This window comes from Achromobacter deleyi, assembly GCF_016127315.1.
Lineage (GTDB): Bacteria > Pseudomonadota > Gammaproteobacteria > Burkholderiales > Burkholderiaceae_B > Achromobacter > Achromobacter insuavis_A.
The window spans coordinates 326,241-337,373 of record NZ_CP065997.1 but is presented as its reverse complement, the minus strand read 5'-3'; the positions used below and the strand labels follow the sequence as shown (position 1 = coordinate 337,373).

At 69.4% G+C, this 11,133-nt stretch carries 12 protein-coding genes; 5 read left to right on the top strand and 7 right to left on the bottom strand.

Annotation, left to right across the window (positions count from 1 at the left end; translation table 11 throughout):
- The first annotated feature begins 36 nt into the window (after nt 1-36).
- Together I6I07_RS01440 and I6I07_RS01435 are read left to right on the top strand one after the other, a co-directional pair.
- Nucleotides 37-1,143, top strand: a complete 1,107-nt coding sequence (locus I6I07_RS01440) for a porin (protein WP_198485453.1) — start codon at nt 37-39, stop codon at nt 1,141-1,143.
- A 101-nt stretch (nt 1,144-1,244) separates the two neighbouring features.
- Nucleotides 1,245-2,117, top strand: a complete 873-nt coding sequence (locus I6I07_RS01435; RefSeq protein ID WP_198485452.1) for a cytochrome c oxidase assembly protein — start codon at nt 1,245-1,247, stop codon at nt 2,115-2,117.
- 72 nt (nt 2,118-2,189) lie between these two features.
- Here the strand turns inward: I6I07_RS01435 and galU are convergent, their stop codons facing one another.
- Nucleotides 2,190-3,041 (bottom strand): UTP--glucose-1-phosphate uridylyltransferase GalU, encoded by an 852-nt coding sequence (gene galU, locus I6I07_RS01430; RefSeq protein WP_198485451.1) that lies wholly within the window; start codon nt 3,039-3,041, stop codon nt 2,190-2,192.
- Between the two features lie 58 nt (nt 3,042-3,099).
- Between galU and I6I07_RS01425 the strand changes: the two genes are divergently transcribed.
- Complete coding sequence (locus I6I07_RS01425; RefSeq protein WP_198485450.1) at nt 3,100-4,623, top strand: M48 family metalloprotease; 1,524 nt, start codon at nt 3,100-3,102, stop codon at nt 4,621-4,623.
- A 22-nt stretch (nt 4,624-4,645) separates the two neighbouring features.
- On the opposite strand, the gene I6I07_RS01420 is transcribed toward I6I07_RS01425, so the two are convergent.
- The 4 genes from I6I07_RS01420 to I6I07_RS01405 form a co-directional block, all read right to left on the bottom strand.
- A complete protein-coding gene (locus tag I6I07_RS01420) occupies nt 4,646-5,746 on the bottom strand; it encodes a YheT family hydrolase (protein ID WP_006393175.1) in 1,101 nt (366 codons plus the stop codon).
- 12 nt (nt 5,747-5,758) lie between these two features.
- On the bottom strand, nt 5,759-6,181 hold the full coding sequence (locus I6I07_RS01415) for a YybH family protein (protein WP_006393176.1): 423 nt from the start codon (nt 6,179-6,181) through the stop codon (nt 5,759-5,761).
- Nucleotides 6,182-6,215: 34 nt separating this feature from the next.
- Nucleotides 6,216-6,428: a zinc-finger domain-containing protein gene (locus tag I6I07_RS01410; RefSeq protein WP_054432911.1), complete on the bottom strand. Its 213-nt coding sequence runs from the start codon at nt 6,426-6,428 to the stop codon at nt 6,216-6,218.
- A 79-nt stretch (nt 6,429-6,507) separates the two neighbouring features.
- Nucleotides 6,508-7,428: a branched-chain amino acid transaminase gene (locus tag I6I07_RS01405; RefSeq protein ID WP_198485449.1), complete on the bottom strand. Its 921-nt coding sequence runs from the start codon at nt 7,426-7,428 to the stop codon at nt 6,508-6,510.
- A 185-nt stretch (nt 7,429-7,613) separates the two neighbouring features.
- On the opposite strand from I6I07_RS01405, the gene I6I07_RS01400 reads away from it, so the two are divergent.
- Together I6I07_RS01400 and I6I07_RS01395 are read left to right on the top strand one after the other, a co-directional pair.
- On the top strand, nt 7,614-8,363 hold the full coding sequence (locus I6I07_RS01400; RefSeq protein WP_198485448.1) for an AzlC family ABC transporter permease: 750 nt from the start codon (nt 7,614-7,616) through the stop codon (nt 8,361-8,363).
- Nucleotides 8,360-8,695 (top strand): AzlD domain-containing protein, encoded by a 336-nt coding sequence (locus I6I07_RS01395; RefSeq protein WP_054432916.1) that lies wholly within the window; start codon nt 8,360-8,362, stop codon nt 8,693-8,695. The genes I6I07_RS01400 and I6I07_RS01395 overlap by 4 nt, the downstream gene beginning before the upstream one ends.
- Nucleotides 8,696-8,701: 6 nt before the next feature.
- Here I6I07_RS01395 and I6I07_RS01390 read toward each other — a convergent pair whose 3' ends face one another.
- Both I6I07_RS01390 and I6I07_RS01385 read right to left on the bottom strand, forming a co-directional pair.
- Nucleotides 8,702-9,868: an FAD-dependent oxidoreductase gene (locus I6I07_RS01390; RefSeq protein ID WP_232625856.1), complete on the bottom strand. Its 1,167-nt coding sequence runs from the start codon at nt 9,866-9,868 to the stop codon at nt 8,702-8,704.
- 2 nt (nt 9,869-9,870) lie between these two features.
- The gene (locus I6I07_RS01385) at nt 9,871-11,121 is read right to left on the bottom strand and encodes an MFS transporter (protein WP_198485446.1); all 1,251 of its coding nucleotides are present in this window, start codon (nt 11,119-11,121) and stop codon (nt 9,871-9,873) included.
- Between the last annotated feature and the right edge of the window lie 12 nt (nt 11,122-11,133).

Genomic DNA, 11,133 nt, shown 5'->3' with positions numbered 1-11,133 from the left:
GCGGTGGCGGCGCCACCCCGGATTCTGGAGATCAGCATGAAAATCTCGACTGTTGCCACGACGCTCGTGGCGGGCGCGGCCAGCCTTCCCCTGACGGTCTGTGCGGCCGGCGATGGCCCGGGCGTTCAGCTCTATGGCGTGGTGGATGCGGGCATCGCCACCACCCACACTTCCGGGCAGGGCACCCACAACGGCATCCTCAATGGCGGCCTGACCGATTCCCTGTGGGGCCTGCGCGGCGCCGAGGACCTGGGCGATGGCTGGAGCACCCGCTTCCAACTCGAAAGCGGTTTCGACCCGTCCACCGGCAAGCGCGCCGACGACGACCGCATGTTCAACTACGGCGCCTGGGTCGGGCTGGCCCACGACCGCTACGGCGACCTGCGCCTGGGACGCCAGTACACCGTCGGCAAGACCTACGGCAATGCGCTGGAGCTGGCCTCCTGGAAGGACATGGGCATGGGCGCCACCTTCAAGGCATCGGACAACTACCAGTTCAGCAACCTGGTCAACTACTACACGCCGACCTGGCAGGGCTTCCAGGCGGGCGTCGGCTATTCCTTCGACGCCGACGACGGCAACCGCTTCAAGACCGCGGCCAACAACCGCGCCCTCAGCCTGGGCCTGAAGTACGAGGACGGCCCCTTGCTGGCGGTCGCCACCTGGGACCAGCTGCGCCTGGCCGAGCCGGTCGAGGGCAGCACCGGCCGGCCGCAGGCGGTGCAGCTGGGCGCCTCCTACGACTTCGAGGTGGTCAAGGTGTCGGCGGCCTGGTCGCGCCAGCGCAACGGCTACGTCGGCCTGGACGGCGGCGATCCGGACAACCTGGGCCGCAACCTGGGGCCGGCGGCGTTCGCGCGCGGCGGCACCGTCAATGCCTGGCTGCTGGGCGCCAGCGTGCCGGTCGGCCACGGCGCCGTGGTGGTGCAGTGGTCGCTGGCGCGGCCCGACTGGAAATGGGAGGATGGTTCGACGGCGCGCAATGCGCAATTGGTGACATTGGGGTATACGTATGACCTGTCGCCGCGCACCACGCTCTATGCGTTCGCCGGCTACGCGTCCAATTACACCCTGGACAACCAGTTCGACCCGGGCCATTCCCACACGTCGCGTTTCGGTACGGGTATTTCGCACCGGTTCTGAGCCGTACGGGGGGCGCCCGGGTCCACTACAATCGACGCGATCGCGCCTGATGGCGCGGCCCGTCTAGGCCCGGGCGTTTCGCCCCTGCCGGCATTTTCCGGATGACCCGCATGGACAGTCTCGAATGGCTCATACCCTGGGAGTTCTCTCCCACGCTGGTGGCCTCCTTCCTGGTGGCCATCGTGCTGTTCGTGCGCGGCCAGCGCGTGCATCACGTGACGGGCGCGCGCCGCGCGCTGTTCTGGCTGGGCATGGTGCTGCTGTACCTGTCCCTGCATACGCGGGTGGACTACTACGCCGAGCGCATGTTCTTCATCCACCGCATCCAGCACCTGGTGCTGCATCACCTCGGTCCGCTGCTGGTGATGGCGGCCTTCCCCGGACAGGTCATGCGCGCCGGGCTGCCGATGTCGTGGCGCATCCGCCTGCGTGATTTCCTGCGCACCGGTGCCGGCCGCGCCACCGTGGCGGTGCTGACCAACAAGATCTTCGTGCCGACCCTGTTCGTGTTCCTGGTGCTGGTCTGGCTGATTCCGTCGGTGCAGTTCTATTCCATGCTCGACTGGCGGCTGTATCGCGTGATGAACTGGTCCGTGGTCATCAGCGGCTTCATGTACTGGAACCTCATCCTGGACCGCCGTCCCGCCCCGCCGGCCGCGATGACGCCGGGCGGCCGGGTGATCTCGCCGATCCTGACCATGCTGCCGCAGATGGTGGCGGGCGCGGTCATCGCCTTCACCGAAAGCGATATCTATCCCCTGTTCGAATTGTGCGGCCGCGCCATCGCCATGTCGGCGCAGACCGACCAGACCATCGGCGGGCTGACCATGTGGATCCCGGCCGCGCTGGTCGAGGTGATCGGCCTGATGGTGGCCCTGGGCACCCTGATGCGGCTGTCGGCCAAGGGGCGCCTGCGCAAGGCCGACCGCGATGCCATGGCGCGGGCCCGGGGCCGCCGCGCGGCCTCCGCCTGAACGCCCGCCCAAAAGCGTCGCGAGCGCCACAGGGGCGCTCGCGTCGGGTCCTGAGGGGGGGCGTCGGCCGCCTTATCGCGGCAGCAGGCCGTGGTACTTGCGGCCCAGCGCCACCGTGGCCTCGAACATGCCGGCCTTGTTGCCACAGTCGTAGCGCGTGCCTTCGTAGCGGTGCGCGTACACCGCGCGCTCGCGCATCAGCGAGGCGATGCCGTCTGTCAGCTGGATCTCGTTGCCGGCGCCGCGCTTGGTCGAGCGCAGGTGGTCGAAGATCGCGGCTTCCAGCACGTAGCGTCCCACCACCGCCAGCGTCGAGGGCGCGTCGGCGGGATCGGGTTTTTCCACGATGTGGGTCACGCGTTCGGTGCGGCCGTCGGCGCGGCTGTCGTCTGCCTGGGCGGCGACGATGCCGTACTTGCGCGTGTCTTCGCGCGGCACGTCCTGCACGCCCAGCACGCTGGCGCCGCGGGCCACGGCCACGTCCACCAGCTGCTTGATGGACGGCGTATCGGCGTCGATCAGGTCATCGGCCAGCAGCACGGCGAAAGGTTCGTCGCCCACGGCGGGGGCGGCCGACAGCACGGCATGGCCCAGGCCCAGCGGCGCCGATTGGCGGATATAGAGGCAATTGACGTGGGCAGGTAGAATGCCCCGCACCATTGCCAGAAGCTCATGCTTGCCCTTGCTTTCGAGATCGGATTCGAGCTCGGGAGCGGAGTCGAAATGGTCTTCGATGGCGCGCTTGTTGCGCCCGGTAACGAAGATCAGGTCGGTGATGCCGGCGGCGACGGCTTCTTCAACAGCGTACTGGATCAGCGGTTTGTCGACGACGGGGAGCATTTCCTTGGGCATCGCCTTGGTGGCGGGCAGGAAGCGCGTACCCATGCCCGCGACGGGAAAAACGGCTTTACGGACGGGGCGCATTGAAACCTCATAAGGGGCAATCGGTGAAACATTTTAAGCGCATCGCTATCATAGGTTCATGAATCGCAGAAAAATGCCATCCATTTGCTCGATTGCGCAGCGAGGCGCGATCGTCGGACTCTGTGTCGCGCTGGCGGCGCCGGCCTTGCCGGTCACTGCCTGGGCCCAGCCCGTGGGGTTGCCCTCGATGGGCGCCGCTTCCTCCGCGGAGCTTTCGCCGATGCTGGAACGCAGCCTGGGCGAGGCGATCATGTCGCAGGGGCGCCGTGATCCGACCTATGTCGATGACCCCGAACTCAGCCAGTACCTCACCACCATGGGGCGCAAGCTGGCGGCCTTCGCGCCCGGCGCGGTGCCCGAGGTCGAGATGTTCGGCGTGCGCGATCCCGAGATCAACGCCTTCGCCATGCCGGGCGGCTTCATCGGCGTCAACACCGGGCTGATCGTGTCCTCCGGCAGCGAATCGGAACTCGCGGCGGTGCTGGCGCACGAAATCGGCCACGTGGTCCAGCGCCACATCGCGCGCGGCATGACGCAGCAGAGCCAGAACAGCATGGTCATGCTGGCGAGCCTGGCGGGCGCGCTGCTGGCGGCGCTGGCCGGCGGCGGCGGCAACCTGGCGATGGGCGTGGCCGCGTTCGGCCAGGCCGCCGCCATCAACCGCCAGCTGGGTTTCTCGCGCGATGCCGAACGCGAGGCCGACCGGGCCGGCTTCACCATGCTGACCAAGGCCGGCTACGACGCCCAGGGCATGGCGCAGATGTTCTCGCGCCTGATGAACGCCTCGCGCCTGAATGAAGGGGCGGGCGGCGGTTCCTGGGCCAGCACCCACCCGCTGTCGATCGAACGGATGTCCGACGTGCAGAACCGCGTGCGCTCGCTGCCGCCGTCGCGCCACGTCGACAGCGACGACTTCTGGTACGTGCGCGCCAAGATGCGCGTGGTGCAGGGCCGGGACGCGGTCAGCCTGCGTTCGGCCACGCAGCAGCTGCAGGACGAGGCCCAGGCCCTGTCCGGCGTGCGCCGCTCCGCCGCCTACTACGGGCTGGCGTTGCAGGCGTTCCAGCGCAACAACCTGGACGACGCCGAGCGCCAGCTGGGCCTGGCCGCGGCCGACGGGCGCGAGTCGGCGCAAATGGCCAAGCTGTCCGTCGACATCGCCCTGGCGCGCAAGGACAACCGGCGCGCGCTGGACCTGGCGCAGGCCGCCACCAAGCGCTGGCCGGAGCAGCGGGCGCTGGGCATCGCCTACGCCGCGGCGTTGCAGAGCAACGGCCGCCATGCCGAGGCCCAGGACTACCTGCGGGCCAAGATCAAGCAGTGGGGCAGCGACGAGCCCAGCCTCTACCAGATGCTGGCGAACAGCGAAGAGCGGACCGGCAAGCCGGTGCAGGCGCGCCGCGACCTGGCGCGCTACTACGTCCTGACCGGCGCCTTCGCGGCGGCGGAATCGCAGTTGCAGCAGGCGCGCGGCATGTCGAGCGATTTCTACGAGCAATCGCAGATCGACGTGCAGATCAAGGAAGTCAAGGACAAGCTGGCCGAAGAGCGCCAGCTGCTGGAACGCTTCAAGTCGGGCTGACGCCGCGGGCGCCGCCCGGCGCCTACAGCCCGGTCTCGAAGAAGCGGCCCAGCCGTTGCGGCAGCCAGCCCAGGTGGGCCGGAAAGGCGCCGGTCGGAAAGCCGGCGTGGCCGCCATCGGTGGGCTGGTGCAGCAGGATGGTGGGCGAACACTCGTCCGGCTTGGGCAGCGCGCTGGCCGGGATGAACGGATCGTTCAGCGCGTTCAGCACCAGCGTCGGCACCGAGATGCGCGGCAGCCACGGCTTGCTGGACGCGCGCGTCCAGTAGTCGAGCGCATTGCGGAAACCATGCATCGGCGCGGTGTAGGCGTCGTCGAAGTCGCGCAGGTCGCGGGCGTGGGCGATGCGCATCACGTCGATGGCGCCGGGGTAGCGGTGGGCCTTCTCCAGCACCTTGTGCTTGAGGGTCTTGAGGAAGTGGCCCGTGTACACCTTGCGGTTGAAGAACCCCGTGGACAGCGTCTTGCCGCAGGCCACCAGGTCCAGCGGCACCGAGACCCCCGCGCAGGCCGTCAGCCAGCCGGTGTCTTCCTGGTGTTCGCCCAGGTATTTCAGCAGCGCATTGCCGCCCAGCGACACGCCCACGGCATGCCAGCGCGCATGCGGGATGCGGTTGCGCACCGTGTTGAGCAGGAAGCCGACCTCGGCCGAATCGCCCGAGTAGTAGGCCCGCGCCAGGCGGTTGGGCACGCCGGAGCAGCCGCGAAAGTGCGCGATGACCACGATCCAGCCGCGCGCCCGGAAGTGATGCGCGATCGACTGCGCGTAGCGGCTGTTGCTGCCGCCCTCCAGGCCGTGGAACAGCAGCAGCGCCGGCGTGTCGGCGGTCTGCGGCAGCGACTTCCAGTCGGCGTCGGTCATCCAGCGCGCGGCGGCGGTCTTGCCGTTGGCCACGGGCTGCTGGCCGCTCACGGGCGCGCCGTCGGCGGCCTTGTGCGGGAACAGCCCCGGACCGGTCCAGTCGAAATCGACGAAATCGGTGTCGGGCGTCTCGACCCGGTCGCGCACGAAGGCGATGCGGTGGTACTGCGCGAACAGCGCGGCGTACACCGTCTGGGCATCGCCTCCGGGCAGCCAGGAGGGAACAGGGCAGGGCGTTGTGTCGAAACGTGCAGCAGCCAAAGTCGACCCGGATCAGTGCAGCATGTCGGGCACGTCGTGCAAGTCGAGCACCCCGGCTTCGGTGGGCGCCGACGAGGCGTGGTGCATGACCATGCGCCAGCCCGTGGGACCCTTGTGATAGATGTTGGTGGCGTAGCAGTTGGCGAACTGCGTGCCTTCCCGCGTGCGCACCGCGACCTGCTCGACCAACACGTGCACCGCGCACATCATGCTCAGCATGACCAGCGGGCGCAGCGGCCGGATGTGCAGCGGTCCGTTCGCCAGCACGTGCTGCCAGGACTCGTGCACGGCCGAGTGGCCGACGATGCGCAGGCCTCCCGGGTGGATGCAGACGACTTCCTCGTCGTCCGCCCACACTTGCATCAGGCGGACGGTGTCCCCCTGCTCAAGGGCTTCGTAGAACGCGTGTTCTGCTTCTTCGGGCGTGGCGAACATGATGGCGGGACAGATGGCTGTTAAGCGGCGGTTCTCAGTGGTGGCCGTGCAGCACGGTGCCGGGCTTGAGCTTGTACTCGGCGCCGCAGTAGGCGCAGCGCGCCGAGCCGTTGCGGGCGACGTCCAGGAAGACGCGCGGGTGCATGCTCCACAGCGGGGCCTTGGGACCCGGACAGAACACGGGCAGGTCTTCGGCGCCGACTTCGATGACTTCGTGGGGGGCGGCGGCCGGGGCAGCGGCGGTCATGGAGTTTCCTGAATAAAAAATACCGGTAAATCGGTAGGTTGGGGCAGTAATGCCGCCCTGCCGGGCAGGGCGGCGTGGATCAGACTTTGCTCAGCCAGTGATGGTACTTCGGGTTGCGGCCATTCACCATGTCAAAAAACGCTTTCTGCAGCTTCTCGGTGACCGGGCCGCGCCGGCCCGAGCCGATCTGGCGGTTGTCGACCTCGCGGATCGGCGTGACTTCGGCGGCGGTGCCGGTGAAGAAGGCTTCGTCGGCGATGTAGACGTCGTCGCGGGTCAGCCGCTTGGTCACCACGCGCAGGCCGAAGTCGGCCGCCAGGGCGTGGATGGTGGAGCGGGTGATGCCGGTCAGGGCGGAGGCGATCTCGGGTTCGCACAGCACGCCGTCCTTGACCAGGAACAGGTTTTCGCCGGAGCCTTCGGCCACGAAGCCCTCGGTGTCCAGCAGCAGGGCCTCGTCGTAGCCGTCCTGCAGGGCCTCGGTGTTGGCCAGGATCGAGTTGGCGTAGGTGGTGGCGACCTTGGCGCGCGGCATCGTCACGTTGACGTGCTGGCGGGCGAACGACGACACCTTGACCCGGATGCCCTGCGACAGGGCTTCCTCGCCCAGATAGGCGCCCCAGGGCCAGGCGGCGATCGCCACGTGCACCTTGGCGCCCTTGGGCGACACGCCCATCTTTTCGGGACCGTAGAACACCAGCGGGCGCAGGTAGCCGGATTCGAGCTGGTTCTCGCGCACCACCATCCGCTGGGCCTCGTTGATCGTGTCGCGATCGAACGGCATCGGGATCTGGTAGATGTGCGCCGAGTTGAACAGGCGGTTGGTGTGGTCTTCGAGGCGGAAGATGGCGGTGCCGATCTCGGAGCGATAGGCGCGCACGCCCTCGAACACCGACAGGCCATAGTGCAGGGAGTGCGTCAGCACGTGCGTGGTCGCGTCGCGCCAGGGCACGAGCTTGCCGTCATACCAGATGAAGCCATCGCGGTCAGCCATCGACATGGTTTGCTCCCTCACTAAACCTGAGGGCCGTATTGTATCAAGCGGCGAGGTTACAATAGCGCTCCATTCGTGCACCGGCGCGGTGCCTGCGGGCGCCGCGGGCCCGGCGGGCGAGCAGGTTGTCGTGCGGTTCCTTCCCCACAGAGTATCCATGTCGTTCTGTTCGAATCCCCAGGGGCTCGCCGTTGTCCTCTGAGTCAGCGTTTCCCGAAACCGAAGACCCCCGGGAGGTCCGCCAGGCGCGCGTCGCCGCCTTCCGCGCCGGCGTGCATGCCATCGTGCCGGCCCTCATCGCCACGGCGACCTGGGGCCTGGTGACCGGCGTGGCCATGGTCAAGTCCGGCCTGACCGAATCCATGGCGCTGGCCATGACCCTGCTGTTGTACGCCGGATCGGCCCAGCTCACCTCCCTGCCGCTCATCGCCACCGGCGCGCCGTTGTGGCTGATCTTCGCCGCCGGCTGCGTGGTCAACCTGCGCTTCCTGATCTTCGGCGCGGCGTTGCAACCCTATTTTCGCCACCTGTCCTGGCCCAAGCGCCTGGGGCTGGGCTATTTCACCACCGACATGGGCTTCGTGCTGTTCATGCCGCGGTTCGGCGACGCCGCCGAGCGTGGCACCCGCGAACAGCTCTGGTACTTCATCGGCACCATCGCCCCGGGCTGGCTCGTCTGGCAGACCTCGTCGATTGTCGGGATCTACCTGGGCACCATGGTGCCGGCCGGCTGGTCGCTGGATTTCGCGGCGGTGCTGGCGTTGCTGGCCATCACGGTGCCGCTGGCCAATTCCAAGCCCATGCTGGTCTCGATGCTGGCCGCGGGCGTGGTCGCCTGGACCGGCCAGGTGCTGCCGTTGCGGCTGGGCCTGGCGGCCGCGGTCATCGCCGGCGTGGTGGCCGGCATGTGGGCCGAACGCTTCTTCAAGGCGCGCGCATGACCCTCTGGCCCTCCGAGATCTACGTCTATTCCGCCATCCTGCTGCTGGCGCTGTGCAGCGTGCTGACGCGCGCCGGCTTCATGCTGTTCGGCGACTACATTCCGCTGCCCGACGGCGTGCGGCGCGCCCTGCGCTATGCGCCGGCCGCCGCCCTCACCGCCATCGTGGTGCCCGACCTGCTGCCCTGGAAGGCGGGGCTGGGCCCCATCTTCGACTACAAGCTGGTGGCCGGCATCGTCGCGATCCTGGTCTTCCTGCGCACCCGCAGCGCGGTGCTGGTCATCGTGGTCGGCATGCTGATGCTGTGGGGGCTGCGCTGGCTGGCGGGTTGAGGCCGGTCAGCCCAGCGCCGCGGCGGCTTCCATTTCGGATTTCAGCCCGCTGAGGAAATAGCGTTTCAGGATCAGCCTGGGCAACAGGCGCAAGGCCGTATTGCGCAGGCCGAAGGCGAATGCCGAGGCTGGCACGTAGACGGGCGCCAGCTTGCGGCTGCGCAGTTGCAGGCTGTCGATCACGGGCCGCAGCCGCCGTTCATGGGCCGCCAGGGCCTGTTCGATCGGCAACCGGCCCAGTTCCTGCGCCAGCACGTAGGCGCCTGCCAATGCCATCCCCGCGCCCTGGCCAGAAATCAGGGACAGGCTATGGGCGGCGTCGCCGGCCAGCAGCATGCGGCCCTGATGCCAGCGCGGCAGCTCGACCAGCGCCAGGTCATCCATGACGATTGGCGTGTCGGCGGACAGCGTGTCCAGCTGCCGGCCCACTTCCGCGTGGGTGGCGCGCGCCAGTTCCCGCAGCAGGCCCAGCCGCCGCGGCGTCTCGACCCAGCCGCTCTCGTGGCTGCGCCAGACGTGCAGGGCCGCCTTGCGGCCGCCGCCCAGCCCGTGATATTCGACCTGATGGCCCGGCGCGGCGTAGGACACGAAGTCGCGCGCCATGCCGGTGTCGTCGTCGACGTCATAGGCCGCGTAGCGGTAGCCCAGCGGCGATGGCGTCGCCGCTTCGGCGCCGAAGACCTGCGCGCGCAGGGGCGAGCGCACGCCATCGGCGCCGATCAGCAGATCGGCGCGCAATTGGGACCCATCCGACAATGTCACGTCCACGCCATGGGCATCCTGGCTACAGTCCGCCACCGTGGTGGCCAGCCGGATCTCGGCGTGGTCGCGCACCGCGGCGTGCAGCACCTGCACGAGATCGGTGCGGCGCAGGGTGATCCAGTCCAGTTCCCGCAGCAGCTCGCGATAGCGGATCCGCATCACTTCGCGGCCGCGGCGGTCCCGATAGACGTTCTCGCCGATTTCGCGTTCCACGGCGCGCAGGGCGGGCACCAGTTCCATGCGGCGGGCGGTCAGCAGGCCGGGGCCGGACAGGCCCATCATGTAGCCGCCATCGCGCAGATGAGGCGCGCGTTCGGCCACCACGGCGCGCCAGCCCTGGCGGGCCAGCCACCAGGCGCAGGCCAGCCCGGCGACGCCGGCGCCCGCAATGACGACGGTGCGTTCAGACATGTTCATTCTCCAGAAGACGAGGGCGGCGCGGCGCGCCGCATCAGGACGAAAAGGGCGGGCAGGCCGGCCGCGCCCAGGACGGCGGCGAGGCCGAAGCAGGCGCCATAGCCCAGGTGCTGCGCCAGCCAGCCGGCGGCCAGGCCGCCGACCATGGCGACCAGCGCGTCGGCGCACTGGAACAGCGTGAAGTCGACGCCCGCCTGGGCCGGCGAGGCCTGGCCCATGAGAAAGGCGTACAGCGCGACGAAACCGGTGGCGGCCGTGGCTGCCTTGAGCAGCGCCAGCGCCACCAGCCAGCCGGGGCCGGCGGCCGGCAACCCCAGGCCGGGCGCGGCGACGCCGGCCACGAACAGGATCAGCGCGGCCGCCTGCAGGGCCATGGCCGCGACCACCGCGCGCGGCGCGCGCCAGCGTTGCAGCGCCAGCGCCCCCAGCAACGTGCCCGCCAGGCCGGCGACGACCGCGCCGGCGCCGTTGATCCAGCCCACCGAGGCCAGCGGCACGCCACGGTCCAGCAACAGCGGCGAGGTCATGCCGGCGGCGAGCCGCGAGCCGGCCTGGAACACCACGGTGATGAGCAGGCCCAGCCGCACGCCGGGCCGTCCCACCGCGTGGGCCAGGCTGGGACGGTGCGGTGGCGCATCGGCCGCGCGGGCCGGCTCGCGCAGCCTGGCGAACGGCAGGGTCAGCAGCAGCACCAGCAGGCCCATCACGGCGGCCGCCACGCGCCAGCCATGGCTGCCCGCCAGCACCACGAACAGCCCGGCCCCCAGGAACATGCCCAGATAGCTGGAGCCGACCTGGGTCGCATTGCCCCAGCCGCGCCGGCGCGCCGCCAGTTGCTCGACCGCGAAGGCGTCGCCGGCAATGTCGACGGTGGCCGCGGTGAGAGAGATCAGGCCAAGCACGGCCAGCAGCACGGGGAGGGCCGGCTGGCCCAGGATCGCCAGCAGGAACAGCAGCGCGGCCAGCAGCCATTGGCCCGGCAGCACGATGCGCCGGGTGCGCCGCCGTGCCTGGCCCTGCGGCAGGCGATAGCGCTCGATCCACGGCGCCCACAGGAATTTCAGGGCCCACGGCAGGAAGGCCAGATAGGCCAGGCCCACCTGGTCCAGCGGCGCGCCGCTGTCGCGCAGCAGCGCCGGCACGCCCTGGAAGGCGATGCCGCTGACCAGGCTTTGGACCATGCAGATGCCGCCGATGGCGGCAATGACCCGCGCGGTCGGCAGGCGCGCGAGGGAGGCGTTCGGCATCGCGTCGGGGCC

Coding starts and splice junctions, on each gene's coding strand:
- I6I07_RS01395 (WP_054432916.1), top strand. CDS start 8,360: ATGACCCTCTGGCCCTCCGAGATCTACGTCTATTCCGCCATCCTGCTG.
- I6I07_RS01415 (WP_006393176.1), bottom strand. CDS start 6,181: ATGTTCGCCACGCCCGAAGAAGCAGAACACGCGTTCTACGAAGCCCTT.
- I6I07_RS01425 (WP_198485450.1), top strand. CDS start 3,100: ATGAATCGCAGAAAAATGCCATCCATTTGCTCGATTGCGCAGCGAGGC.
- I6I07_RS01405 (WP_198485449.1), bottom strand. CDS start 7,428: ATGTCGATGGCTGACCGCGATGGCTTCATCTGGTATGACGGCAAGCTC.
- I6I07_RS01435 (WP_198485452.1), top strand. CDS start 1,245: ATGACCCGCATGGACAGTCTCGAATGGCTCATACCCTGGGAGTTCTCT.
- I6I07_RS01385 (WP_198485446.1), bottom strand. CDS start 11,121: ATGCCGAACGCCTCCCTCGCGCGCCTGCCGACCGCGCGGGTCATTGCC.
- I6I07_RS01440 (WP_198485453.1), top strand. CDS start 37: ATGAAAATCTCGACTGTTGCCACGACGCTCGTGGCGGGCGCGGCCAGC.
- galU (WP_198485451.1), bottom strand. CDS start 3,041: ATGCGCCCCGTCCGTAAAGCCGTTTTTCCCGTCGCGGGCATGGGTACG.
- I6I07_RS01410 (WP_054432911.1), bottom strand. CDS start 6,428: ATGACCGCCGCTGCCCCGGCCGCCGCCCCCCACGAAGTCATCGAAGTC.
- I6I07_RS01390 (WP_232625856.1), bottom strand. CDS start 9,868: ATGTCTGAACGCACCGTCGTCATTGCGGGCGCCGGCGTCGCCGGGCTG.